At 72.2% G+C, this 22,882-nt stretch carries 25 protein-coding genes; 12 read left to right on the top strand and 13 right to left on the bottom strand.

The window, feature by feature from the left end; genetic code table 11:
* Positions 1-141 precede the first annotated feature (141 nt).
* Positions 142-1,032, bottom strand: a complete 891-nt coding sequence (locus tag LG396_RS35180) for a ketopantoate reductase family protein (RefSeq protein ID WP_018835555.1) — start codon at positions 1,030-1,032, stop codon at positions 142-144.
* Between the two features lie 341 nt (positions 1,033-1,373).
* Positions 1,374-1,730 (bottom strand): ribonuclease FAU-1 family protein, encoded by a 357-nt coding sequence (locus LG396_RS35185; protein ID WP_225797827.1) that lies wholly within the window; start codon positions 1,728-1,730, stop codon positions 1,374-1,376.
* A 121-nt stretch (positions 1,731-1,851) separates the two neighbouring features.
* Between LG396_RS35185 and LG396_RS35190 the strand changes: the two genes are divergently transcribed.
* From LG396_RS35190 to LG396_RS35200, 3 genes are all read left to right on the top strand, one after another.
* The gene (locus LG396_RS35190) at positions 1,852-2,694 is read left to right on the top strand and encodes a hypothetical protein (protein ID WP_225797828.1); all 843 of its coding nucleotides are present in this window, start codon (positions 1,852-1,854) and stop codon (positions 2,692-2,694) included.
* A gap of 189 nt (positions 2,695-2,883) precedes the next feature.
* On the top strand, positions 2,884-3,471 hold the full coding sequence (locus tag LG396_RS35195) for a hypothetical protein (protein WP_225797829.1): 588 nt from the start codon (positions 2,884-2,886) through the stop codon (positions 3,469-3,471).
* 56 nt (positions 3,472-3,527) lie between these two features.
* The gene (locus LG396_RS35200; RefSeq protein WP_225797830.1) at positions 3,528-4,232 is read left to right on the top strand and encodes an ATP-binding cassette domain-containing protein; all 705 of its coding nucleotides are present in this window, start codon (positions 3,528-3,530) and stop codon (positions 4,230-4,232) included.
* Between the two features lie 7 nt (positions 4,233-4,239).
* Here LG396_RS35200 and LG396_RS35205 read toward each other — a convergent pair whose 3' ends face one another.
* Positions 4,240-4,818 (bottom strand): chloramphenicol phosphotransferase CPT family protein, encoded by a 579-nt coding sequence (locus LG396_RS35205; RefSeq protein ID WP_225797831.1) that lies wholly within the window; start codon positions 4,816-4,818, stop codon positions 4,240-4,242.
* Between the two features lie 194 nt (positions 4,819-5,012).
* Here LG396_RS35205 and LG396_RS35210 point away from each other — a divergent pair, with 194 nt between their 5' ends.
* Complete coding sequence (locus LG396_RS35210; RefSeq protein ID WP_225797832.1) at positions 5,013-5,417, top strand: putative type II toxin-antitoxin system PemK/MazF family toxin; 405 nt, start codon at positions 5,013-5,015, stop codon at positions 5,415-5,417.
* Positions 5,418-5,529: 112 nt separating this feature from the next.
* On the opposite strand, the gene LG396_RS35215 is transcribed toward LG396_RS35210, so the two are convergent.
* A complete protein-coding gene (locus LG396_RS35215) occupies positions 5,530-5,751 on the bottom strand; it encodes a DUF397 domain-containing protein (protein WP_225797833.1) in 222 nt (73 codons plus the stop codon).
* Entirely contained in the window at positions 5,735-6,574 is an 840-nt protein-coding gene (locus LG396_RS35220) for a helix-turn-helix domain-containing protein (protein WP_225797834.1), read from the bottom strand. The genes LG396_RS35215 and LG396_RS35220 overlap by 17 nt, the downstream gene beginning before the upstream one ends.
* A gap of 165 nt (positions 6,575-6,739) precedes the next feature.
* On the opposite strand from LG396_RS35220, the gene LG396_RS35225 reads away from it, so the two are divergent.
* Both LG396_RS35225 and LG396_RS35230 read left to right on the top strand, forming a co-directional pair.
* Positions 6,740-7,183: a nuclear transport factor 2 family protein gene (locus LG396_RS35225; protein ID WP_225797835.1), complete on the top strand. Its 444-nt coding sequence runs from the start codon at positions 6,740-6,742 to the stop codon at positions 7,181-7,183.
* A 279-nt stretch (positions 7,184-7,462) separates the two neighbouring features.
* On the top strand, positions 7,463-7,909 hold the full coding sequence (locus LG396_RS35230; RefSeq protein WP_225797836.1) for a hypothetical protein: 447 nt from the start codon (positions 7,463-7,465) through the stop codon (positions 7,907-7,909).
* 145 nt (positions 7,910-8,054) lie between these two features.
* Here the strand turns inward: LG396_RS35230 and LG396_RS35235 are convergent, their stop codons facing one another.
* From LG396_RS35235 to LG396_RS35245, 3 genes are read right to left on the bottom strand one after another with little or no spacing between them, the layout of a single operon-like run.
* Complete coding sequence (locus tag LG396_RS35235; RefSeq protein WP_225797837.1) at positions 8,055-8,798, bottom strand: succinate dehydrogenase/fumarate reductase iron-sulfur subunit; 744 nt, start codon at positions 8,796-8,798, stop codon at positions 8,055-8,057.
* Positions 8,795-10,744 carry a fumarate reductase/succinate dehydrogenase flavoprotein subunit gene (locus tag LG396_RS35240; RefSeq protein WP_225797838.1) on the bottom strand — a complete coding sequence of 650 codons (1,950 nt, stop codon included), beginning with the start codon at positions 10,742-10,744 and terminating at the stop codon, positions 8,795-8,797. Before LG396_RS35240 ends, LG396_RS35235 begins: the two co-directional genes overlap by 4 nt.
* 2 nt (positions 10,745-10,746) lie before the next feature.
* The gene (locus LG396_RS35245; protein WP_225797839.1) at positions 10,747-11,517 is read right to left on the bottom strand and encodes a succinate dehydrogenase; all 771 of its coding nucleotides are present in this window, start codon (positions 11,515-11,517) and stop codon (positions 10,747-10,749) included.
* A gap of 93 nt (positions 11,518-11,610) precedes the next feature.
* On the opposite strand from LG396_RS35245, the gene LG396_RS35250 reads away from it, so the two are divergent.
* The gene (locus LG396_RS35250) at positions 11,611-12,537 is read left to right on the top strand and encodes a LysR family transcriptional regulator (RefSeq protein ID WP_037750795.1); all 927 of its coding nucleotides are present in this window, start codon (positions 11,611-11,613) and stop codon (positions 12,535-12,537) included.
* 79 nt (positions 12,538-12,616) lie between these two features.
* Here the strand turns inward: LG396_RS35250 and LG396_RS35255 are convergent, their stop codons facing one another.
* The 3 genes from LG396_RS35255 to LG396_RS35265 all read right to left on the bottom strand — a co-directional run bounded on the left by LG396_RS35255 (position 12,617) and on the right by LG396_RS35265 (position 16,433).
* The gene (locus tag LG396_RS35255; RefSeq protein ID WP_225797840.1) at positions 12,617-14,467 is read right to left on the bottom strand and encodes a glycoside hydrolase family 3 protein; all 1,851 of its coding nucleotides are present in this window, start codon (positions 14,465-14,467) and stop codon (positions 12,617-12,619) included.
* A 212-nt stretch (positions 14,468-14,679) separates the two neighbouring features.
* The gene (locus LG396_RS35260; RefSeq protein ID WP_225797865.1) at positions 14,680-15,768 is read right to left on the bottom strand and encodes an endonuclease/exonuclease/phosphatase family protein; all 1,089 of its coding nucleotides are present in this window, start codon (positions 15,766-15,768) and stop codon (positions 14,680-14,682) included.
* 17 nt (positions 15,769-15,785) lie between these two features.
* Complete coding sequence (locus LG396_RS35265; protein WP_225797866.1) at positions 15,786-16,433, bottom strand: M15 family metallopeptidase; 648 nt, start codon at positions 16,431-16,433, stop codon at positions 15,786-15,788.
* A 128-nt stretch (positions 16,434-16,561) separates the two neighbouring features.
* Between LG396_RS35265 and LG396_RS35270 the strand changes: the two genes are divergently transcribed.
* The 3 genes from LG396_RS35270 (at position 16,562) to LG396_RS35280 (ending at position 19,292) form a co-directional block, all read left to right on the top strand.
* Positions 16,562-17,281 carry a response regulator transcription factor gene (locus LG396_RS35270; RefSeq protein WP_037750789.1) on the top strand — a complete coding sequence of 240 codons (720 nt, stop codon included), beginning with the start codon at positions 16,562-16,564 and terminating at the stop codon, positions 17,279-17,281.
* A 66-nt stretch (positions 17,282-17,347) separates the two neighbouring features.
* Positions 17,348-17,974, top strand: a complete 627-nt coding sequence (locus LG396_RS35275) for an ArsR/SmtB family transcription factor (RefSeq protein WP_225797841.1) — start codon at positions 17,348-17,350, stop codon at positions 17,972-17,974.
* A 16-nt stretch (positions 17,975-17,990) separates the two neighbouring features.
* The gene (locus tag LG396_RS35280) at positions 17,991-19,292 is read left to right on the top strand and encodes an MFS transporter (protein WP_225797842.1); all 1,302 of its coding nucleotides are present in this window, start codon (positions 17,991-17,993) and stop codon (positions 19,290-19,292) included.
* Positions 19,293-19,337: 45 nt separating this feature from the next.
* Here LG396_RS35280 and LG396_RS35285 read toward each other — a convergent pair whose 3' ends face one another.
* Positions 19,338-19,970 (bottom strand): TIGR03085 family metal-binding protein, encoded by a 633-nt coding sequence (locus LG396_RS35285; RefSeq protein ID WP_037750783.1) that lies wholly within the window; start codon positions 19,968-19,970, stop codon positions 19,338-19,340.
* Between the two features lie 56 nt (positions 19,971-20,026).
* The gene (locus LG396_RS35290) at positions 20,027-20,677 is read right to left on the bottom strand and encodes a hypothetical protein (protein ID WP_037750782.1); all 651 of its coding nucleotides are present in this window, start codon (positions 20,675-20,677) and stop codon (positions 20,027-20,029) included.
* Between the two features lie 115 nt (positions 20,678-20,792).
* On the opposite strand from LG396_RS35290, the gene hisI reads away from it, so the two are divergent.
* Together hisI and LG396_RS35300 are read left to right on the top strand one after the other, a co-directional pair.
* Positions 20,793-21,170 carry a phosphoribosyl-AMP cyclohydrolase gene (hisI, locus tag LG396_RS35295; protein WP_018835580.1) on the top strand — a complete coding sequence of 126 codons (378 nt, stop codon included), beginning with the start codon at positions 20,793-20,795 and terminating at the stop codon, positions 21,168-21,170.
* Positions 21,167-22,744, top strand: a complete 1,578-nt coding sequence (locus tag LG396_RS35300) for an anthranilate synthase component I (protein WP_225797843.1) — start codon at positions 21,167-21,169, stop codon at positions 22,742-22,744. Before hisI ends, LG396_RS35300 begins: the two co-directional genes overlap by 4 nt.
* The last annotated feature ends 138 nt before the right edge of the window (positions 22,745-22,882 follow it).

A 22,882-nucleotide genomic window follows, 5' to 3' on the forward strand; every position in this document is an offset into this window, starting at 1 on the left:
GGCGGGGGGCCCGCCCGGGGCGGGGGGGCCCGCGGGGGGGGGGGCCGGGGTGGGGGGGGCGGCCCCCCGCCGCGTGCCAGTTGTCCCGGTCGGCCGCCCGCCCGGGCGGCCCCCGCCGCGGTCGCCGCGGCGCCCGGCGCGTTACGCGCCCGCCCGTGCCCCGATCTCCGCGACCAGCCGCTCCGCCACCGGCACCGCGATCCCGTGCGCCCCGGCGGCGCGCAGCAGGGCGCCGCCGATCGCGTCGAGTTCGAGGGGCCGGCCGGCCTCCGCGTCGCGGAGCATCGAGGACTTCGTACGGGCCGGGAAGGTGTCGTACATCGTCGCGACCGCCGCCGCGTCCACCCGTGCCCCGCACGCGCTCGCGACCGCGGCCGTCTCCGCCAGCAGCGCCAGCATCTCGTCCCGGTGCTCGGTCCGTACGCCGCCGACGGGCAGGCCGTGGCGGGTGGTGAGCAGGGCCATCGGCGCGAGGAAGGCCATCTTCGTCCACAGGACGCTCGCCTCGTCGTCCCGGACCTGCACCTCGGCGCCGGCGTCGGTCAGTACCCGCGCGACCGCCTCCAGCCGCGCGCGCGGCGCCGTGGCGGAGGCGAGCGAGACCTTGGTGAACGGGCTGCCGTGCTCGATCAGCCCGGGCGCGATCCGGGTGGACTCCACGGTGATCGTGCCGGCGGCGACCTGCTCGGGGCGGTAGCGCTCGCGCAGCGCGGCCATGTGGTCGACGCCGTTGAGCAGCGGCACCACGAGTCCGTCGCCGAGCGCCGCGGGGGGCACCCGTTCCAGGGCGGCGTCGAAGGCCGTGGCCTTCACGGCGACGACGCACAGGTCGACGGGTTCGCGCAGTTCGGTGTCGCCGGCCACGTGGGTGGCGAAGTCGCCGAACTGCTTGCTGTTGACGGTGATTCCGTCGGCCTGGAGGGCGCCGGCGGTCGCGTCGCCGGCCAGACAGGTCACCCGGTGCCCGGCCCGGGCGAGCAGCCCGGCGAGCAGCCCGCCGACCCCGCCGGGACCGAGCACGGCAGCGTTCATCGGATCCATGCGGAGCAGTAAAGGCCAGTTCACCGAGGACGTCCACACCGCCCGCGGTCACCTCCGCGGCGCCGCCGCGACGAGCTGGGCGAGGTGGCCGTCGGCGTCGCGCGGCGGAGGCGGTCACCCGGCTGGCCGAGGAGGTCGTCCCGCACTTCCCCGCCCTGGCGGCCCCGGCCCCGCTCGCCCCCGCGTGGTGACCGGCCGCGCGGGGAGAGCGGCCCGGAATCGCCGGGGAGCACGGCGGTCCCGTCGTGCCGTACGACGCGACACGTCGAGGTGGCCGACCACACGCTGATCATCGCGGAGGTACCGGAGGCTGGGCGACGGGGGGCACCGCCTCACCCGACGCCGAAGGGGGGCAGCTCGACCAGGTCCCGAATGGCTGCCGGCGGGAAGTCCGGCCAGGAGCCGGGCGCTTCCCGGTCGAGATCACGAAGGTGTTTGTCGATGAAGCGCTGGGTGTTGCGCAGAACTCCGGCGGCGGTGAGGGCGTCGATGCTGCCGTCCCGCAGCGCGTCGGCGAGTTCGTCGAGGTCGAGGACTTCGTAGCGCCGACCGCGCGGGGGTACGACGATGTCGACGTAGAGGTCGTGGACCAGCAGTTGCCCCGGGGCGGCTTCCTCCACTTGAACCAGGTCGACGTACCAACCGCCTTCGAGCGCGCCGAGCCGTAGGTGGTTCGATTTGTGGCGCAATGGGTGCATTTGCGAGTTCGCTTGATGAGCTTCTGGAGCCCGGATTAGCTTCGCGTTCGCGTCGAGTCCGAGGAGGAGCCTTGAGTTCGCAGGACGCGAAGCTATGCACCGGAGCTACGCCGTGAAGCTTGGAACCCGGCTTCGGGTGAGCAGTGCGACCTGGGCCGTCCCCGTCTGCCTCGGGTTGATATATCTGTACTTCTTCAAGAGCTTCAAGGAAGACTTCAAGCCGCCCACGGGGCAGCCTGAATATGCGCCGTACGTTGTTTCGTCCGTACTCTTGTCGTTCTACGCGGTGTCTTACGCTGTCGCCTCGGGGCTTTCCGCATGGGAAGCGGGTCGCCTCAAGCGGGACCAGGTCTGGAAGCTATCCCCCGTGCGCTTTCGCTACAGGATTGCGTGGGAGTCACTTCTGCCTGTCGTCGCGGTCGCATGGGTTCTGATTCTTGTGCCTGTGTGCATGGCTCTGGTGCAAGAAGGAACGGCACCTGACGCAGGATCAATGGTCCTTGTGCTGATGGCGCTGGTGATTTCACTCGCGCACTGTGTGATCGGGTTCTGTATCGGCACGATCACCCCACCGCATCTTGCGCCGCCGATTCTTTCTGTCGCCGTCTTCTATGCGGTTTCTGCGGCGTGGTCGTACGAGCCGTTCTGGTTGCGACACCTCTCGGGGCATTATGCGACGGATCTCTTGTTCGGCGAACTTCCCACCACGTCGTCCGTGGTTGCTCCGGTGGCATTCATCTGGGCAATTGCCGCCGCCGCGGTTCTGTTTTGCACGCCGACTCGAAACAGGAGGGCTCGACCCTTGCTGTGGACCGCAGCCGTCTCGGTGCTGATCGCGGGCACATACGGATCGTACTCGGCTGTGCAGGAATGGGGCCACACCCCACCGTTGTCCTGTGGGAATGTGGCGAGCATCTGTGCGGGACAGAAACCGCGTGTGACTACCGGAGAGTGAAGGCGACCGCGCAGAGGAGTTCCGGGCCGAGGCCAATCCGGCCGCGCTCAGGGAGGGGGAGAAGATTCTCGGCGAAGTTGAGCAGTACTTGCAGGAGGTGAGGACGATGCCGTCGGGTGGCCAGGTCCGATGGTACGAGAACGAGGTGCAGAGGTCCTGCATCGATAGATGGGAAAGACAAGTCCTCTGATGCGACTGTGGGTGTCTGCTCGACGCGCGCACATCTATATGCCCGGCTCGCTTGCCTTGTTCGGGCTCCTCGTATGGGCGCTGCGTGAAGAATACGCCGATCTGCCGTCGTTCCTCATGGGAGGCGGGGGCAGCGTGCCGCTTCTCTTCATTGCCCCCATTCCCGTTTGTGCGGCCTTGGCGGCCGCCTTGGATTCGCGAATGGAGTCTGCTGAGTCGTCCGGGGTGCGCCCGATAGTTTCCTTGGACTTGGGTCTGATCACGCTTACTGTTGCCCTGGCGGCGTCGATCGGCATATTCGTTCACTCCCTCGACCACTCGGCCACTGCTCTCGCCGCAGGCCGGAACACCGCCTTCCTTGTCGGACTGATGTTGGTAGCGCGTGTCTTCACGAGGGAAGCCGCCGCGATGGTTCCTGCAGCCTGGGTCTTGTTGGCTGCGGTGATCGGCTATGGCGACGGGCACCGTCCTCGCGTCTGGGCCGTCATCGCAAGAGATGGCCTGGATCCACCCGCCTTCGCGATATCCGTGATCACCTTTTGTGTCGGTGCCGCTTTTACGGCCGCTGCTCGACACGGGAAGCTTTAGGAGGAGTTGTGCGGATTGCGGAATGCTCGTACAGGTACAGAAGATGGTCCTCGTTCGTGCTTGAGGGCATTGATTATGAACTCAATCCTGGAGTGACCGTTCTCCTCGGCCCGAACGGCGCGGGGAAGTCCACCCTCCTGCGCTTGGCGGCGGGTGTTGCGCAGCCGACGAAGGGCGCGATCGCCCTCGACGGCGTACCGTCCGGGCACCGCTCATACCGGAGAACGGTTGCTTGGATGCCCCAGAACATCCCCGTCATGGCGGGACTTACGGCCAGAGAGCAGGTCGCCTACGTCGGCTGGTTGAAGGGGATGAGCAAGTCTTCGGCATGGGAGTCTGCTTCCGATGCGCTGGCGCGGGTGGAGCTTTCCGCGCAAGAGAATGTGAAGATGAACCGGCTGAGCGGCGGCCAGGTGCGGCGCATCGGCATCGCGTCAGCAATGGTCCACGGGGCAAAGGTTCTGCTCCTCGACGAGCCGACTGCCGGCCTGGACCCGACGCAGAGGCGTCAGTTCCGGACTCATCTGACTGATCTCCGGCCGGATGTCCGCGTGATGATGTCCACCCACGACGTCACGGACTTGGCGGAGGAGTCGGATCACGTTGCGGTTCTGAGCGCCGGAAGGCTGCTGTTCGAGGGTCCGACGAGTGCGTTCCTGGCGCACGCTCCGAGTGACGTGGCTCCGGGACGCAGGGCGGAGGCCGCCTACTCGGCGCTCACGGATCAGGTTTCCGCCACGAGCGAGCCAACGGCCGAGTAGGCATGCCTCATGCCGTCAGCGGTTCCCGGCCGTCAGCCAGGTGGTGTCGGCGGAGGCGGGTGAAGGCGGTGGGCGTGGGGCGGTGCGGGAGGAACTCCTTGATCCGCTGCGCGCATTCCCGTGGGCTTGCCGCGCTGGTGTCGCACTCGAAGTCGTAGTCACCGTGGCTGTGGACCAGGTCGTACTGGTGCGCCGCGAGGCCCGGAGGGCGGTCGCCCCGGGTCAGCTCGCGGCGGGTCAGCTCGTCCAACGGGCAGTGGACTCCGACGAACAGCACGTCCTCGGCCGGTAGCAGTGCCAGGCAGTCGAGCAGCCGCCACGGCTCGCTCAGCACATGGTCGACCACGATGTCGTTGCCCGCCTCCGCCATGGCCGCGATCGAGCGGTGGAAGCCCATCCTGGTCCGGCGCAGCGCGGCATCGAGTTCCTCCGCCCCGAGTTCGCGCTTGGTGCGCATCGCGTTGAAGCCGTCGACCGCCATGTGGAAGTAGACGCCGTCGTCAAGGATGCCCAGAAGCTCCTTGGCGATGCTCGACTTCCCCGAGCTGGAGGTGCCGTTGAGGAAGATGATCCGACCGGATGCCATAGCAGCATGATCACACGTGGCGGTGGCCGCAGGTCACCGCGCATGCCTGCCCGCTCGCCCGTCGCGCGAAGCGGCCCGCGATCCGCCGCATCAGGCTCTCGAACGACCCCTGCCACCGGGCACGGTCTACGCTGTGACCTGCGGCCACCTGCGTTTTCACAGCGCCCTCACCGCAGCTCGTGCCTGGAGGACATATGCAACACGGCGAAGTCTGGTGGGTAGAGTTCGATGAGCGACGGCCGGTCGTGCTGCTGCCGGGAGGCGAGGCGCCCGGGCTCCGGGCGATGCAGGTCGTCGCTCCGGCGGGCGTCGACATCAGCGGTCTGGGCATCGAAGTGGCCGTGGGCGCCGCGGAAGGACTGCCCTTCGAAGGCGTGCTGCGGTTCGCGTTCCGGCGTCCAGGCTTCACCCCTTGCACGTGGCTGACCACCGTGTCCCGGGACGACCTGGTCGAGCGGGCAGGCGTGCTGCCCTCCGTGAAGCTCAGGGAGATCGAGGACGCCCTCCGTGTTGCCGGACAGCCGCAGGAGTGGACCGCGACGGCAGCCGCGAAGCTCAGCGAGGTGAAGGAAGCCGCCCGCCTCGGTGGACTGGAGTAAGCGGGCAAGGGACGGATGCCGCCGATGGTGTGGGCGATCTCGTCCAGATGATCAACGCTGGCCATCTCCGCGGCGTCCCACACCAGCAAGATCACGATCTACGGCTGGAGTACTAGGGGGTGGGGAAGGCACCGGTCTTCACGTTCTTGATGAAGGTGGCCCAGGCGTCGGTCGTGAAGGTGAGGGCGGGTCCGTCCGGGTCCTTGGAGTCCCGGACGGGCACGATGCCGCCTGCGGCGAAGTCCGGTGCCCACTCGATGCAGTTGCCGCCGTCACCGTTGCTGTGGCTGGACTTGACCCAACGGGTGAGGGACAGGTCAGGGATGGTGCTCATGGGGAAGCGCCTCCATTGCGGATCGGATCACCGCCGCCGTGTCTCGGGGTGACAGGGCATAGGCCCTGAGCAGATCGTATGCCCGGCGTCGCTTTCGCGCGCCTTCTGTTGTCTCGATCAAGTGGCCGGTCGTCATGCCCTCTTCGTAGGCCACCGGTGTGTCGTCGCTGGTGAGCAGGGTCAACGACCCGCCCATCAAGCCATGTTCTCCGTGTGCGAAGGGAAGAACCTGTACGACGTTGTGGGGGGTGTCCGTGAGCGGGAGCAGCTTCGCGAGTTGGGCGTGCATCACCTCGGGGCCGCCGATCGGGCGCCGGATCACCGCTTCGTCGAGGATCACCGAGAGGTAGGGCGGGGCCGCCGACTTCAGGATCTGCTGGCGGCTCATGCGTGCCGAGACCTTGTCCTCGATGTCGTCGGCACCCATCTCCGGGTTGGCCACGCGGAACACCGCTCGTGCGTACTCCTCCGTCTGCACCAGGCCGGGAACGACGTGGCCCGAGTACTCCTCGATGCACCGCGCCCTCGCTTCCAACTCCATCCGGCGCTTGTACTTGTCCGGGTGTACTTCGTGTCGTGCGACGCCGTACAGGCGGCCGAAGTGGCCGTCCGTGCCGAAGCAGGCGTCCAGTTTCTCGCTCAGGTCCGGTGGCGGGATCGCCTCCGCCGTCTCGATACGCGACAGGTGGGCCCTGCTGTACATCACGACACCGGACAACGCCTCCAGCGACATCCCGGCGTTGTTCCGGTACCTGCGGACCTCCGATCCGTACAGATCGCGGGCGGAACGGTCCGGATGCAGCTCGCGCGGCTTGGCAGACATGTGCAATCCCCCATGTCCTTCGTCTGGTCGGGGTCATCGACGTGCCCCGAGCCTAGCGCCGTACGGTCACTGCACAGTTACAAGAAGTAACCCTCCCGAGGGCTTGCCAACCTGCCGTCGGATTCCTGCCAGACAGCGCCCACCCCGGGCGGCAGCCTGGGGCGCATGACGACCGCACAGACCTCAGACGCGGCGGCGGTGCTCCGCGGCATGTACGAAGCCGAAGCCGTGTACCTGGCAGCCGGCGGCCCCGGTGTAGCCTCCTTCGACACGCTCGCGCCGTACTTCGCGCCGGACGTCGTCCTGCACCAGGCGGAGGCGTTGCCCTACGGAGGGACGTGGCGCGGGCACGACGGGATGACGGAGTTCTTTCTCGCGATGTCCGCGACCTGGGCGGAGTTCGAGATGCTGGAGCAGCGGTTCCTCGCCACCGGTGAGACGTCGGTGGTGTTGACGCAGGTACGGGCCCGGGCGCGGGCCACCGGGCGGGAGCTGACCTTTCCGATCCTGCAGACGGTCAGGATCGAGAACGGCCGGATAGCCGAGGTGCGCCCCTTCTACTGGGACACGGCGGCCATCGCCGCCGCGTGCACTGGCCTTGCGGCGTAGGGCCCAGAGCCGGGGCGGTCGTGTCGGTACGGGGAAAGGGTGACAGGCGTATGGCCGCTAGCGGTGGAGGCCGGGGCGGTGCTGGGTATTCCTGCCGGGACGGCAGTGGTTGAGCCCATGGCCCGGTGACTCCTGGCCCTGTCCTGTGCGCTTGCCTGCCGTGTCGAGGGCTGGGTAGCTTGTCGGTGACGGAGTGCGCCGAACCGACGTTCGCAGATCACTCCGTTTTCACCAGAAATCGGGGGATTCATGCATATGAAGTGGCGTTTTGCTCTGCCCGTGGCCGTCGCGCTGGCGGCGTTAGTGTCGACCGGCTGTGGTAACGACGACAAGGACGCGGGAGCCCAGGAGGAACCCGCGGCCTCAAGTTCTCCGGACTCGCCGGAGAACGAGGCCAAGAAGCCCGACTCGGTCGCCTCCCCTTCGAACACCAACCCCCCGGACGACAGCGGCCTGTCCGCTATCGGCGGCGAGCTTGACGGCACCTGGGTTTCCGGCGACATCTCGCTGACGTCCAAGTCCGCGCAAGTGACTTACCGCAGCGCAGAGACCGGGGAGTGCACGGGCGTGGCCACGGACCGTGACATCGCCCTGACCTCATGCGACGCGCTCGACATGACCGATCCGAACGCGTTCGGCGCGATGAACGCGGTCTGGTCGGTGAAGGGTGACACGGTCACCGTCAACTGGCAGAACGGTACGTCCCAGGAACTGACCCGCCAGTAGCCGCCGCCTCCCTCGTGCCGAGGGCGGCCGCCCGCCGCCCTGCGCCCCGACTGCACTCCCGGGAGCCGCGTAAGGGCGGCGGGGGCGAAGCGCTGCCGGACAGTTCCCCTCGCCGTGGTGAGGCCCGCCCCCTACGCCGAGTGCCCTACGCCGACTTGCGGGCTGCGCGGAGGAATTCCCGGTTCAGCGACGAGATCGCCTGGAGGGGGATGCCCTTCGGGCAGGCCACCGCGCATTCGCCGGTGTTCGTGCAGCCGCCGAAGCCCTCGTCGTCCATCCGGCCGATCATGTCCAGTACCCGCGACTCGCGCTCCGGGGCGCCCTGCGGCAGGGCGCCCAGGTGGACCACCTTCGCGGCGGTGAACAGCATGGCCGAGCCGTTGGGGCAGGCGGCGACGCAGGCGCCGCAGCCGATGCACTCCGCGTGTTCGAAGGCCGTCTCCGCCGCCGGCTTGGGGACCGGGGTGGCGTGGGCGTCGGGGGCGCTGCCCGTGGGGGCGGTGATGTAGCCGCCGGCGCCGATGATGCGGTCGAAGGCCGAGCGGTCCACGACCAGGTCCTTCACCACCGGGAACGCCGCCGCCCGCCACGGCTCGACGTCGATGACGTCGCCGTCCGCGAAGGACCGCATGTGCAGCTGGCACGCCGTCGTACGCTCCGGGCCGTGCGCCTGCCCGTTGATGACGACGCCGCACGCGCCGCAGATGCCCTCGCGGCAGTCGTGGTCGAAGGCGACCGGTTCCGATCCGTCGAGGATCAGGCGCTCGTTGAGGGTGTCCAGCACCTCCAGGAACGACATCTCCGGCGTGACGTCCTCGACCTCGTACGAGACCATCTCGCCGGCCGCGTCGGGGCCCGGCTGCCGCCAGACCCGCAGGGTCACCTTCACTGATAGCTCCGTTGGGTCGGGATGACGTACTCGAATGCGAGGTCCTCGCGGTGCAGGACCGGGGCGGTGCCGGTGGCGGTGAACTCCCAGGCCGCCGCGTACGAGAACTGCTCGTCGTCGCGGGCCGCCTCGCCGTCCGGGGTCTGGCTCTCCTCGCGGAAGTGGCCGCCGCACGACTCCGCGCGGTGCAGCGCGTCGAGGCACATCAGCTCGGCCAGCTCCAGGTAGTCCGCGATGCGGTTGGCCTTCTCCAGCGACTGGTTCAGCTCCGTGCCGGTGCCCGGCACCTTGATCCGGCGCCAGAACTCCTCGCGCAGCGCCGGGATCCGCTCCAGCGCCTTGCGCAGCCCCGGCTCCGTACGGGCCATGCCGCACTCGTCCCACAGCAGTTCGCCCAGCTCGCGGTGGAAGGAGTCGGGGGTGCGGTCGCCGTCGACGGAGAGGAGCAGATGGAGGCGGTCCTCGGTGTCCGCCACGGCCTCCGCGACCGCCGGGTGGTCGGGGGAGACCTCCTCGGGGCGGTGGCGGGCGAGGAAGTCGCCGATGGTGGCGGGGAGGATGAAGTAGCCGTCGGCCAGGCCCTGCATGAGCGCGGACGCGCCGAGGCGGTTGGCGCCGTGGTCGGAGAAGTTGGCCTCGCCGATGGCGAAGAGGCCGGGGACGGTGGTCTGGAGGTCGTAGTCGACCCACAGCCCGCCCATCGTGTAGTGGATCGCCGGGTAGATGCGCATGGGCACCTGGTACGGGTCCTCCGCCGTGATCCGCTCGTACATCTCGAAGAGGTTGCCGTACCGCTCCTCGACCGCCGCCCGCCCCAGCCGCCGGATGGCGTCGGCGAAGTCGAGGTACACGCCCTGCCCGCCGGGGCCGACGCCGCGGCCCTCGTCGCAGACGTTCTTCGCCGCGCGCGAGGCGATGTCGCGGGGGACGAGGTTGCCGAAGGAGGGGTAGAGGCGCTCCAGGTAGTAGTCGCGCTCGTCCTCGGGGATGGCGTTCGGCGGGCGGCCGTCGCCGTGCGCCTTGGGCACCCAGATGCGGCCGTCGTTGCGCAGCGACTCGCTCATCAGCGTCAGCTTCGACTGGTGGTCGCCGGAGCGCGGGATGCAGGTGGGGTGGATCTGGGTGAAGCAGGGGTTGGCGAAGTACGCGCCGCGCCGGTGGGCCCGCCAGATGGCGGTGGCGTTGGAGTTCTTGGCGTTGGTGGAGAGGTAGAAGACGTTGCCGTAGCCGCCGGTCGCCAGTACGACGGCGTCGGCGAGGTGGGTCTCGATGCGGCCGGTGACCAGGTCGCGGGCGACGATGCCGCGGGCCCGGCCGTCGACGACGACGAGGTCGAGCATCTCGGTGCGCGGGTGCATCTCGACGTTGCCGGCCTCGATCTGCCGGGACAGCGCCTGGTACGCGCCGAGGAGGAGCTGCTGCCCGGTCTGCCCGCGGGCGTAGAACGTCCGCGAGACCTGGACGCCGCCGAAGGAGCGGGTGTCGAGGAGGCCGCCGTACTCGCGGGCGAAGGGCACGCCCTGCGCGACGCACTGGTCGATGATCTCGACCGAGACCTGCGCGAGGCGGCGCACGTTGGACTCGCGGGCGCGGAAGTCGCCGCCCTTGACGGTGTCGTAGAAGAGGCGGTGCACGGAGTCGCCGTCGTTGCGGTAGTTCTTGGCGGCGTTGATGCCGCCCTGGGCGGCGATGGAGTGGGCGCGGCGCGGGGAGTCCTGGTAGCAGAACTGGACGACCTGGTAGCCCTGTTCGGCGAGGGTGGCGCCGGCGGCGCCGCCGGCGAGGCCCGTACCGACGACGATGACCTTGTAGCGCCGCCGGTTGGCGGGGTTGACCAGCCGGGCGGTGAAGCGGCGGCGGTCCCAGCGCTCGGCGATGTCGCCGGGCGGGGCGGCGGCGTCGGCGACGGGTTCGCCCTCGGTGTACTGCGCGTAGGTCGGGGACATCTTCAGTTCACGACTCCCGTCATGACGGCCACGGGGATGGAGATGAAGCCGCAGGTCAGCACCAGCGCAGAGGTGTCGGTGACGACCCTGAGGGCCCGCTCGCGGGCCGGGCTCGCGGCGCCGAGTGTCTGCACCGCGCTCCAGAAGCCGTGCCGCAGGTGCAGGCCGAGGGCGACCATCGCGGTGATGTAGATGGTGTTGCCGTACCAGGTGGAGAAGGTGGCGACGGTGTTCTCGTACGGGTGGCCGGTCTCGGCGTTCTCGTTCACGGTGAGCGTCGTGAGGTCGAGGATGTGCCAGACGACGAAGAGGCCGAGGATGACCCCGCCCCAGCGCATCGTGCGGGTCGCGTAGCTCGCGCGCCGGCGCTTGTGGACGTACGCGACCGGGCGCGCGGCGATGTCGCGGCGGCTGAGCTGGTACGCGGTCACGCCGTGCAGCACGACGGCGGCGACCAGCACGACGCGGATCATCCACAGCGCCCACTCGTAGTGCAGCACCGGGCCGCCGAGGGTGCGCAGCCAGTGGCCGTAGCTGTTGAACTCCTCCGCGCCGAAGAAGATCTTGAGGTTGCCGACCAGGTGGGCCACGAGGTAGCCGACCATGATCAGACCGGTGACGGCCAGCACCGTCTTCTTGCCGACGGTGGAGTGCCACAGCAGCGCGGGGAGCGACGGCGGGTAGCGCTTGGGACGGTCCGGCGCGGGTGCGGGCTTGCCGGGGGCGCGCTTGCCGTCGGTGGGCTTCGACGCCGACTTCGTGGTCAGGGCCATGACTGTGACGGTAAGGAGGGCACGCGGCATCCGTCCAAGACATGAATTCGCTGCTTTCGATAGGTGGTGGCTATCGCGGGCTACGCTGGATCCATGCACCTGCAGCAGCTTCGCTACTTCGCCGCCGTCGCCGAGACCCGCCACTTCACCCGGGCCGCCGAGCGCGAGCACGTGGCGCAGCCGTCGCTGTCGCAGTCCGTACGGGCGCTGGAGCGGGAGCTGGGCGCCGAGCTGTTCCACCGGGCCCGCGGGCACATCACGCTCACCGACGCCGGGGAGGCGCTGCTGCCGCTGGCACGGCGGATCCTCGCCGACACCGAGACGGCGCGGCGGGAGGTCCAGGAGGTCGCGCAGCTGCGGCGGGGGCGGGTGCGGCTGGGGGCCACGCCGAGCCTGTGCGCGAGCCTGGTGCCGGACGCGCTGCGCACGTTCCACGCCCGCTACCCGGGCATCGAACTGCACGTGCACGAGGACGGCTCGCAGGACCTCGTACGGACGCTGGCGGCCGGCGAGCTGGACCTCGCGCTGGTGATCACGCCGCTGGCGGGGCAGGCGCCGGCGCTGACGACGACGGAGCTGCTGCGGGAGGAACTGGTCGTGGTCTCCTCCCCGGACGCACCGCCGGTCACGGGGACCGGGAACGGCGGCGCGGGCGGCGGGATCCGCATCGGGGATCTCCGGGGGCGGCCGCTGGCGATGTTCCGGCACGGGTACGACCTGCGGGAGCTGACGGTCGCGGCGTGCCGGGAGGCGGGCTTCGAGCCGGAGTTCGGGGTCGAGGGCGGGGAGATGGACGCGGTGCTGGGGTTCGTACGGGCCGGGCTCGGGGTGGCGGTGGTGCCGAGCATGGTCGCGGAGCGCTCGGGGCTGGTGACGACGGCGTTCGCGGCGCCGGGGCTGCACCGGACGATCTCCGTGGCGCACCGGGGCGACGTGTCGCCGCCCCGGGCGGCGCGGGAGCTGCGCAGGCTGCTGATCGACGCGGTGGGCGGCGGCGCGGCGCCGCCGCGGGGCGGCTGAGGGGGAGGCGCCGCTCCGGCCGTGCCGGAGAGCGGCGCTGCCGACGGCCCCGGCGGGCCACCGCCCGTAGCCCCGTGGTTCAGTACTCCAGGCCGTGGCCCAGCGGGTACAGCTCCGTGCCCGGTTCGCCCAGTTCCGGGATCGCCACCGGCAGGCGGCCCGTCGGGCGCAGGTCGCCGTAGAGTGCGTCGACCGCCCGCCCCAGCACCCCCGCCCCGGTGCCGTACGTGCACAGGTACGCCGGTGCCTCCGGGAACCGCCGGACGTCGTACGGGTTGCGCACCGCCACCACCACGACCGGCGTCCCCGACGCCAGCAGCGCCCGTACCAGCGCCGCCTGCGCCGCGCCCCGCTCCGCCACCGGCTCCGCGCCGGCCGCCGCGTTGGCGCCGACCAGCACCAGGTCGTGGGTCCGCGCCGCGGCCACCGCCGCGTCGATCACCGACTGCGCCGGCGTCCCGCCCGTCGCCAGCACCGTCGGGCTCTGCCCGCTGCGCGCCCCGACCGCCGTCGCCAGGCGGTCGAGTGCCGGCGCCGACGTCGTCTGCCAGCCGGCGACCAGCACCCTCCGCGCCCCGGCGGCCAGCGGCAGCAGCCCGGCGTCGTTCTTCACCAGCGTCACCGCCCGCCCGGTGAGCGCCCGCGCGTCCGCGACGTGCCCGGCGTCGCCGACGATCCGCTCCGCCCGGTGCTCGTCGACGAACGGGCCGAAGTACAGCCCCTCGTCGATCTTGCGCGCCAGGATGCGCACCACCGACTCCTCCAGCCGCCGCGCGCCGATCTCACCGCCCCGTACGGCCGCGAGCACCGACCCGTACGCGACGTCCATCTCCGGCGGCAGCACCAGCATGTCCGCGCCCGCCGTGAACGCCGCCACCGACGCCCTCTCCGGCGGGTACTGGGACGTGGCGCCGCCCATGTCCAGCGCGTCCGTGACGATCAGCCCGTCGAAGCCCAGCTCCTCGCGGAGCAGCCCGGTCAGGATGCGGTGCGACATGGTCGCGGGCACGCCGTCGTCGAGTGCGGGGACGAGGATGTGCGCGGTCATCACGGTGTCCAGGCCCGCTGCGATCGCGGCCCGGAACGGCGGCAGGTCCAGCTCGTGGATCTGCTCCAGGGTGTGCTCGATGCGCGGCAGCAGGTAGTGGCTGTCCTGGCCCGTGTCGCCGTGGCCGGGGAAGTGCTTGGCGGCCGACGCGACGCCGCCGCGGCGCTGGCCGCGTACGGCCGCCGCGACCATGCGCGCGACCTGCTGCGGGTCGGCGCCGTAGGAGCGCAGCCCGATGACGGGGTTGTCGGGGTTGACGTTGACGTCGGCGACGGGAGCGTAGTTCTGGTTGATGCCCAGCGCCGCCAGCTCCCGCCCGGTGATCTCGGCGGCGCGGTGGGCGTCGGCGGTCGAGTAGGTGGCGCCCAGCGCCATGCTGCCGGGCAGCTCGGTGGCGGGCGGGGTGGGCAGCCGCTGGACGAGGCCGCTCTCCTGGTCGGTGGAGATGATCAGCGGGACGCCGCGGCGGTGCGCGAGCGAGGCGCGCTGGAGGCCGTTGGAGAGGCGGGCGATCTGGCGGGCGTCGCGGAGGTTGTCGTCGCTGCGGGCGCTGAAGTAGATGACGGCGCCGGGCCGGTACTTGCGTACGACGTCGGCGGGGGTGCGGACGCCGTAGCGCCGCTGGTTGACGGCGGCGGCCGCGTCGGTCACGTCGTCCGCGTCCTGTCCGGCGACCTCGACCACGAAGAGCTGGCCGACCTTCTCCTCCAGGGTCATCCGGCGGACCAGCGCCCGGGCCAGCAGCCGGGCGTACGAACCGGAGCCCGCCGCGCCGCCGGAGCGGGCCGCGGCGGGCCCGGCGGCGGCCGCGCCGGCGCCGAGCGCCGCCGCGGTGCCGAGGAGGCCGGTGACCGCCTGTCTGCGCGTGGTGTCTGACCGCATCTGAACACTCCTCAGCGCATCGGGTGTGCTGCTCGGGCATCGGTGGCCGGCCGACGGGGCTGCTCCCCCTGTGGAGGCCGCCGAGGAGAACTCGGCCGCGGAGTCTGGCAACGGCGCGGTGGCGCGTCAATGCTTCTGTACGCGCGGTGTCAGCTTCCTGTCACATCCCGCGGAACCGGATTATCCGCCGCACGGTCCCCCGCGCCCGGCGCTCACCACGCGAGGCCGGCCGCCACCGGCAGGTGGTCGCTGCCGGTGGCGGGCAGCGACCAGGCGCTGCGCGGCTCCACGCCGCGTACCAGGATCTGGTCGATACGCGCCACCGGGAAGTCCGCCGGCCAGCTGAAGCCGAAGCCGTTGCCCGCCTCCTCCTGGACCGACCGCAGCCGGTCGGTGAGAGCGTCGAACGCGCGGTCGTCGACCGTGCCGTTGAGGTCGCCGAGCACCACCACACGCGCGGCCGGCTCCGCGGCGACGGCCGCCGCGAGGGCCCGCGCCCCGGCGTCGCGCTGCGCCGTCGACATGCCCGCGCGGGGGTTCACGCGCACGGACCCCAGGTGGGCCACGTACACCGCCAGCGGGCCCCGCCCGGTGGCCACCGTCGTGCGCAGCGCGCGGGACGGGTGCATCGCGATATCGACCGCCCGGGTGTCCGACAGCGGCAGCCTGCTCCACAGTCCGACGGTGCCCTGCGTGGTGCGGTACGGGTACGTCTCCGCCAACTCCGCCTCGTACACCGGCCGGGCCGCGTCCGTGATCTCCTGCAGCGCCAGCAGGTCCGCGCCGGAGGCGGCCAGGTCGCGGGCGGTGCCGGCCGGGTCGGGGTTGGCGGCGCCGACGTTGTGGGTGGCCACCGTGAGGTCGCCGCCCGGCCGGGACTTGTCCGTGAGCAGCCCGCCGAACAGGCTCAGCCACACCGTGACCGGCAGCACCAGCGCGACCACCGCGGACGCCGAGCGGCGCCACAGCGCCCCGGCGAGCAGCGGGAGGACGAGGAGGCCGAACCACGGCAGGAAGGTCTCCACCAGGCTGCGGAGGTTCATGGTGCCGTCCGGGATCCGCGCGTGCAGGGCCATGAGCAGGCCGAGCAGCAGCGCGAGCGCCGCGAGCACGAGGCCGCGCCGCCAGGGCGCGGGGCTGCGCAGGGCGCGGGCCGCGCGGTGGAGGACGGCGGGCGGGGCGCCGCGGCGGCGGGCGGCCGGGCGGGCGGTGGCGTCGGCGGTGCCGGTGTCATCGGCGGTGCCGGCGGATTCCGCCGTGGCAGCGGGGGCAGCGGTGTCCGCCGGGTCCGGCTGCGTCATCGTGGGAAGTCGCTCGTTCAACTCTGCATCCTCGGGTCCTCGGTGGGGTCGGCGTACATGGGCGGGCAGCGGCCGCCGGCCGCGTCGGGCCGCAGCTCGTAGTGCCAGGGCTCGTTCCGGTAGACCGGGCACAGCCCGTACGCGGCGCCGTGCTCGAAGAGCCACATCTGCGCGTCGGCTTCGCCGATGTCGACCGCGTCGCCCGACACGTGCGGGGAGGTCTGCGGAGTGGCCACCCACCGGGCGGCTTCTTCTTCCGACCCGTATTTCCCGACGGCCTCCTGGAGAAGCCGCTCCTGGTACGCGGGAGAACGCCAGCCGCTGTTGACGCGGAATTCGACTCCGTAGGCCGCGGCGTCCGTCGCCGCCTCGCGCAGGGCCGTGAGGAAAGGGGCGTCGAGTTCGGCGACGGCCGGAACCGCGTCGTCGAACACCGTCGTGCCTTCGGGGACGACGCCGTCCGCCTCGCCGGCCGGGCCGCCGCGGTCGCGCCGCGCGGATTCCGTGGGCGCCGGTGCCGACGGGGCGGGGGAGGCAGGGGGAGCAGAGGAGGCGGGGGTGGCCGAGGCGGCGGGGTCCGACGACGTCTGCATCGACCGGTAGCCGAGAGGTGCGGCGACCACCACGACGAGGCCGGTCAGGCCGACGCCCAGAAGGGTGCGAATCCGCCGGGCCGTACGCCGCGCCGATCGCCGGGTTCGAGTCATTCCACCAGTGAAGGAGGAGGGGCGTTACCGGTACGTATGCGGTTTTCTATACACGGACGATATGCACCCGCTCGTAACATCGGTGTATGCGCGTGCTGATCGTCGAGGACGAGCCCTTCATGGCGGAGGCCATCCGCGACGGCCTCCGGCTGGAGGCGATCGCGGGCGACATCGCGGGCGACGGGGACACCGCCCTGGAACTGCTGAGCGTGAACTCGTACGACATCGCCGTCCTGGACCGCGACGTCCCCGGCCCCTCCGGCGACGAGATCGCCCGGCGCATCGTCGACTCCGGCAGCGGCATGCCGATCCTCATGCTCACCGCGGCCGACCGGCTCGACGACAAGGCCACCGGCTTCGGGCTCGGCGCCGACGACTACCTGACCAAGCCCTTCGACATCCGCGAGCTGGCGCTGCGGCTGCGCGCGCTCGACCGCCGGCGCGCCCACATCCGGCCGCCCGTGCGGGAGATCGCGGGGCTGCGGCTCGACCCGTTCCGCCGCGAGGTCTACCGGGACGGCAGGTACGTCGCGCTGACCCGCAAGCAGTTCGCCGTGCTCGACGTCCTCGTCGCCGCGGAGGGCGGGGTGATCAGCGCGGAGGAACTGCTGGAACGGGCCTGGGACGCCAACGCCGACCCGTTCACCAACGCCGTGCGCATCACCGTCTCGGCGCTGCGCAAGCGGCTCGGCGAGCCCTGGCTGATCGCCACGGTGCCCGGCGTCGGCTACCGCATCGACACCGCCTCCGGCACCGGCGGCCGCGAGCGCGGGGAGGGCGGGCGCGGGGAGGAGGCCCGCGCGTAGGCCTCCGTCACCGCGAATTGCGAAAGAAGTATTGCGCAATACTTCTTTCGTATCTACGGTCCCCGCATGGGGAGAGAACCGGAGCGGATCACCGAGCTGGCGCAGCTGAAGGCGTTCACCCACCCGTTGCGCATCGAGCTGTACCGGCTGCTCACCGCGACCCGTACCGCGACCGCGTCGCACCTCGCGGAGCAGGCCGGCGAGGCGGTGTCGCTGGTCAGTTACCACCTGCGCAAGCTCGCCGAGCACGGCTTCATCGAGGAGGCGGCGGAGCAGGGGCGGGACGGGCGCGAGCGCTGGTGGCGCATCTCGGCGGAGCGGTCGTTCAGCTTCCGGTCCGCGGATTTCGACGGCACCCCGGAGGGCACGGCGGCGCTGACGGGCGTCACCCGCGAGCTGCTGGCCACCCGGACGCGCACATATCTCAACTACCTGGACCAGCAGGCCGGGTGGGGACGGGAGTGGACGCGGGCCGCGTTCAGCTCGGAGTACACGGTGCGGCTGACCGCCGGCGAACTGCAGGAGCTGGCGGAGGAGATGGGCGCGTTCGTCCGCAGGTGGCGCGAGCGGGCCGAGGCGGCGGAGGCCCGGGAGGCGGAGGCCGGGGCGGACGAGGCCGGGGCGGAGGCCGGGGGCGGCGCGGGGCGCGAGACCGTCGCCCTGCACCTCTACGGCTTCCCCTTCCGCCCCTGAGCCGGGGGCCGCGCGCATGCCCGCGTACCGCGACGCCGCCGTCCTGCGGTGGCTCGTCGCGTACGCCCTCTCCGTACTCGGCGACGGCGTGTTCTTCCTCGCCCTCGGCTGGGCCGCGCAGCGCGCCGCCGGCCCCGCGGAGACCGGGGTGGTGATGGCAGTCGGCTCGGTGCCGCGCGCGGTGCTGCTGCTCGGCGGCGGAGTGGTCGCCGACCGGTTCGGGCCGCGCCGGGTCGTCATCGGCGCCGACGCGGTGCGCTGCGTCCTCATCCTCGGCGCCGCCGCGGCAGTGGGGATCGCCGCCCCCGGGCTGTGGCTGCTGGTCGCGGTGGCGCTGGCGTTCGGCGTGGTCGACGCGCTGTTCCTGCCCGCGGTCGGCGCCCTCCCGGCGCGGATCGCGCCGCCGGAGGAACTGGGCCGCATCGCGGGGCTGCGGGCGCTGGCCCTGCGCCTCGGGGGTGCGGCGGCGGCGCCGGTCGGCGGGTACGCGCTGGTGCTGGGCGGGCCGGCGGCGGCGTTCGCGGCGGCGGGGCTGCTGTTCGCCGCGTCGGTGCCGCTGCTGCTCACGCTGCGCGTACGCCCTCTACCGGACGCGCCCGGCCCGACCGGTGGCGAGGCGGAGCAGGCGCATCCGGCGGGCGCGGGGCGGGAGTTGCGCGAGGGGCTGCGCTACGTGCGCGGGCACCCGCTCATCGGGCCGCTCGTGCTCTCCGGCGCGCTCAGCGAGTTCGGCCTCAACGGCCCGCTCAACGTCGGCCTCGTCCTCCTCGCCGCGGAACGCGGCTGGGGTGCGGCCGGACTCGGCTGGCTCGTCGGCGCGTTCGGCCTCGGCGCCGGCGCGGGAGCACTGCTGCTGGCCGTCGCGGGCCGGCTGCCGCGCCCCGGCATCGTCCACATCGCCACGCTCGTCGCCGCCGGCGCCGCGCTCGGCTCGGTCGCGCTCGCGCCCTCCGCCGGCTTCGCGGTCGCCGCCTGCGGACTCGGCGGCCTCGCGGGCGGCGTCTGCGGGGGACTGGCGTACGCGCTGATCCAGACCTCCGCCGCGCCCGCCTACCTCGGCCGGGTCACCGCGGCCACCAGCCTGACGGGACTGGGACTCGCGCCGCTGTGCTACCCGCTCGTGGGCGCGGCCATCGGAGCCTGGGGGAGCGCGCCGGTCTTCCTCGCCTGCGGCGCGTTCAGCTGCCTGGGCGCCGTCGTCTGCCTCTCCGCGCCCGCCGTACGCCGGGCCGAACTGCCCCGCGCCCGCGCCCCGCGCCGCAGCCGCGGCGCCGGCACGGGCCCGCTGCCGGACCCGCCGCGCGCCCCGGCCCCGTAGCGGAGCCGCGCCTCGCCGCCCGGCGCAACTGCCCGCCGTCCGGCGTCAGAAGCCGAGCGGTGCCGACCGGGCCTGCGCCACGGCGTCCTCGTCGCCCTCCAGGTCCACCTTCGCCGACTCCTGCCGCCCGGTGGCGAACATCAGCAGCTCCGCCGGCTCCCCGGTCACCGTGACCACCGGCGTGCCCCGGTGGGCCACCGCCGTCTGCCCGTCCGGCCGGCGCAGCACCAGCCCCACGGGCGACTTGCGGCCCATCATCCGGGCGCCGCGCTCCAGGCGCTGCCACAGCGTGTCGGAGAAGACCGGGTCCAGCTCGCGCGGCGCGTAGTCGGGCTGCGCGCGGCGGACGTCCTCGGCGTGGACGTAGAACTCCACGACGTTCGCGGCCTCGTCGACCTGCTTGAGCGCGTACGGCGAGAACCGCGGCGGCCCGCTGCGGATGAGCTGCACCAGCTCCTCGTACGGCTTCTGCCGGAACTCCGCCTGCACGCGCTCCAGACGGTTCTGCAACGGCTTGAAGAGGATCCCGCCGGCCGCGTCCTGCCGGCGCTCGCGCACCACCACGTGCGCGGCCAGGTCGTACGTCGTCCAGCCCTCGCACAGCGTCGCCGCCTCGGGCCCGGCGCCCTCCAGCAGATCGGCGAGGAGCAGCCGTTCACGCTTCGCATGGGTCGTCATGCGGCCACCCTACGACCGCGGGCCGCACCCCGGCACGCAAGGCCGCGCCGGGGGCGTCACGGCAGTGGCTGGGTCAGCTTCGGGCCGTCGGGTTCGGTGCTCAGCGTCAGCGCGCAGGAGATCTCGTCCTGGCTCTGGTACTCGTACGTCGTCAGCGTCGGGTACAGCGCGTAGTAGAAGTAGTGCCGCCCGTCAGCCGGCATCGTGTCCAGCTTGTCCTCCGCGGCCCGCTGGCACAGCCCCAGCGCCTGGTCGTCGAGCGCGTCGCCGTCCGGGAAGTCGCCGCTGAGCGTGCGGTTGCCGATGACCTCGCCGTCGTGCGGGCCCGCGCACGGGCGGGTCTCGACAGACTCCACGCTGCTGTCCAGCGACGGGTGGTCGAAGCACTCGCCGGTGCGCAGCACCACGTACGGGATGTGCGACTCGGTCGGCTCCAGATCGCCCCGCGCGTCCGCCGTGCCCGCCGCCGATCCCGCGCTGGCGCTCTTGGTCTCCGCGCTGCCGCCCAGGCTGTCCTGACCCGCCGGCCGCTCCGCGCTGCCCAGCGGCCGCGGGCCGCCCGCCTGCGTCCCGCCGTCGCCGTCGCCGCCGCGCAGCGCGAGGAAGGAGACGACCGCCACGGCGACGAGCACGGCCGCGGTGGCCACGGCCGTGACGGTCTTCGGCCCGCGGCGTCTTTCGGGCGGATCCGGAGGTGGGTTGGTCATGGGCGAAGCATGCCCTATCGACACGTTCCGATGTACGGGAAGGGGCCATCCCCGGCCGCGCGCGTCGCGCCGTCCGACACCGCGGTGTGTCCGTCCCTGTTGGCACAATGGCCCCATGACCGGCAACCGGCCCGCGGGGCCCTCCGACCTCGATCCCGCCGTCGCGGCGCGCCTGAAGCGGAACGCCGACGGCATGCTGCCCGCCGTCGTGCAGCAGTACGACAGCGGCGAAGTCCTCATGCTGGCGTGGATGGACGACGAGGCGCTGCACCGCACGCTGACCACCGGCCGCGGCACGTACTACAGCCGCAGCCGAAAGGAGTACTGGGTCAAGGGCGAGACGTCCGGGCACGTGCAGCACGTGAAGTCGGTCGCGCTCGACTGCGACGCCGACACCGTGCTCGTCCGGGTCGACCAGGTCGGCCCCGCCTGCCACACCGGCAGCCGCACCTGCTTCGACGGCCGGGAGCTGGCGCTGGGCGGCGCCGAGTGACCGCCCCGGACCGGGAGGCGTTCCGCACGCTGGCCAAGGACCGCCGCGTCATCCCCGTCGTGCGCCGGCTGCTCGCCGACGGCGACACCCCCGTGGGGCTGTACCGCAAGCTCGCCGGCGAGCGCCCGGGCACGTTCCTGCTGGAGTCCGCGGAGAACGGCCGCACGTGGTCGCGCTACTCGTTCGTCGGCGTGCGCAGCGCCGCCACCCTCACCGAGCGCGACGGCCGCGCCCACTGGCTCGGCACCCCGCCCGTCGGGCTGCCCACGGAAGGCGACCCGCTCGCCGCCCTGCGCGCCACCGTCGAGGCCCTGCACACCCCGCGCGACCTGCACGTGGGCGCCGACGGCCGGGACGCGCTGCCGCCCTTCACCGGCGGCATGGTCGGCTACCTCGGGTACGACGCCGTGCGGCGGCTGGAGCGCATCGGCGACAGCACTGCGGACGACCTGCGGCTGCCGGAGATGACGATGCTGCTCACCTCCGACCTCGCCGTCCTCGACCACTGGGACGGCAGCGTCCTGCTGATCGCCAACGCGATCAACCACAACGACCTCGACACCGGCGTCGACGAGGCGTACGACGACGCGGTCGCCCGGCTCGACGCGATGACCGCCGACCTCGCCCGCCCCGCCCCTGCGAGCGCGGCGCCGCTGCCGCCGTCCGCGCTGCCGGAGTACGAGGAGCTGTGGGGCGGCGCGGAGTTCAGGGCCGCCGTCGAGGACATCAAGGAGCGCATCAGGGCGGGGGAGGCGTTCCAGGTGGTGCCCTCGCAGCGGTTCGAGACGCCGTGCGCCGCGAGCGCCCTCGACGTCTACCGCGTGCTGCGGGCCACCAACCCCAGCCCGTACATGTACCTGATCCGGCTGCCCGACACCGGCGGCTCCGGCACCGCGGGCGGAGGGGGCGGGTTCGACATCGTCGGCTCCAGCCCGGAGGCGCTGGTCAAGGTCGAGGACGGGCGCGCCCTGCTGCACCCCATCGCGGGTACGCGCCCGCGGGGCGCCACCCCGCAGCAGGACGCGGCGCTGGCCGAGGAGTTGCTCGCCGACGAGAAGGAGCGCGCCGAGCACCTGATGCTCGTCGACCTCGGGCGCAACGACCTCGGCCGGGTCTGCGAGCCCGGCAGTGTCGAGGTCGTGGACTTCATGTCCGTCGAGCGCTACAGCCACGTCATGCACATCGTCTCCACGGTCACCGGCCGGCTCGCCCCGGGACGTACCGCGTTCGACGTGCTCACCGCCTGCTTCCCCGCCGGGACGCTGTCGGGGGCGCCGAAGCCGCGGGCGCTGCAGATCATCGAGGAGCTGGAGCCCACGCGGCGCGGGCTGTACGGCGGCTGCGTCGGATATCTGGACTTCGCCGGCGACGCGGACACCGCGATCGCGATCCGCACCGCGCTGCTGCGCGGCGGCACGGCGTACGTGCAGGCGGGCGCGGGGATCGTGGCGGACTCGGACCCGGCGGCGGAGGACGAGGAGTGCCGCAACAAGGCGGCGGCGGTGCTGCGGGCGGTCGCGGCGGCGGGGCACCTGTCGCGCGCGGGGCGGGAAAGCGGGGGAGGAGCGGAGTAGGGGCGTACGGCGGCGCGGCAGGGCGCGTACGGCGGTGGTGCCGCCGTACGCGGCAGAGCCCGCCCGTGCGGCCGGAAACCCGCGGCTCCGGCGTGCGGATCCGGCCACCCGCGCCCCCTGCCTGAACGGGGCCGGACA

This window comes from Streptomyces aculeolatus (assembly GCF_020400605.1).
GTDB classification, from domain to species: Bacteria; Actinomycetota; Actinomycetes; order Streptomycetales; family Streptomycetaceae; genus Streptomyces; species Streptomyces aculeolatus.

What these genes read in the sequence shown, in the direction of transcription:
- LG396_RS35180 (WP_018835555.1), bottom strand. Translation starts at nt 1,032, where the DNA reads ATGAACGCTGCCGTGCTCGGTCCCGGCGGGGTCGGCGGGCTGCTCGCC.
- LG396_RS35195 (WP_225797829.1), top strand. Translation starts at nt 2,884, where the DNA reads ATGCGACTGTGGGTGTCTGCTCGACGCGCGCACATCTATATGCCCGGC.
- LG396_RS35205 (WP_225797831.1), bottom strand. Translation starts at nt 4,818, where the DNA reads ATGGCATCCGGTCGGATCATCTTCCTCAACGGCACCTCCAGCTCGGGG.
- LG396_RS35210 (WP_225797832.1), top strand. Translation starts at nt 5,013, where the DNA reads ATGCAACACGGCGAAGTCTGGTGGGTAGAGTTCGATGAGCGACGGCCG.
- LG396_RS35215 (WP_225797833.1), bottom strand. Translation starts at nt 5,751, where the DNA reads ATGAGCACCATCCCTGACCTGTCCCTCACCCGTTGGGTCAAGTCCAGC.
- LG396_RS35220 (WP_225797834.1), bottom strand. Translation starts at nt 6,574, where the DNA reads ATGTCTGCCAAGCCGCGCGAGCTGCATCCGGACCGTTCCGCCCGCGAT.
- LG396_RS35225 (WP_225797835.1), top strand. Translation starts at nt 6,740, where the DNA reads ATGACGACCGCACAGACCTCAGACGCGGCGGCGGTGCTCCGCGGCATG.
- LG396_RS35240 (WP_225797838.1), bottom strand. Translation starts at nt 10,744, where the DNA reads ATGTCCCCGACCTACGCGCAGTACACCGAGGGCGAACCCGTCGCCGAC.
- LG396_RS35245 (WP_225797839.1), bottom strand. Translation starts at nt 11,517, where the DNA reads ATGGCCCTGACCACGAAGTCGGCGTCGAAGCCCACCGACGGCAAGCGC.
- LG396_RS35250 (WP_037750795.1), top strand. Translation starts at nt 11,611, where the DNA reads ATGCACCTGCAGCAGCTTCGCTACTTCGCCGCCGTCGCCGAGACCCGC.
- LG396_RS35255 (WP_225797840.1), bottom strand. Translation starts at nt 14,467, where the DNA reads ATGCGGTCAGACACCACGCGCAGACAGGCGGTCACCGGCCTCCTCGGC.
- LG396_RS35260 (WP_225797865.1), bottom strand. Translation starts at nt 15,768, where the DNA reads ATGACGCAGCCGGACCCGGCGGACACCGCTGCCCCCGCTGCCACGGCG.
- LG396_RS35270 (WP_037750789.1), top strand. Translation starts at nt 16,562, where the DNA reads ATGCGCGTGCTGATCGTCGAGGACGAGCCCTTCATGGCGGAGGCCATC.
- LG396_RS35275 (WP_225797841.1), top strand. Translation starts at nt 17,348, where the DNA reads ATGGGGAGAGAACCGGAGCGGATCACCGAGCTGGCGCAGCTGAAGGCG.
- LG396_RS35280 (WP_225797842.1), top strand. Translation starts at nt 17,991, where the DNA reads ATGCCCGCGTACCGCGACGCCGCCGTCCTGCGGTGGCTCGTCGCGTAC.
- LG396_RS35285 (WP_037750783.1), bottom strand. Translation starts at nt 19,970, where the DNA reads ATGACGACCCATGCGAAGCGTGAACGGCTGCTCCTCGCCGATCTGCTG.
- LG396_RS35290 (WP_037750782.1), bottom strand. Translation starts at nt 20,677, where the DNA reads ATGACCAACCCACCTCCGGATCCGCCCGAAAGACGCCGCGGGCCGAAG.
- hisI (WP_018835580.1), top strand. Translation starts at nt 20,793, where the DNA reads ATGACCGGCAACCGGCCCGCGGGGCCCTCCGACCTCGATCCCGCCGTC.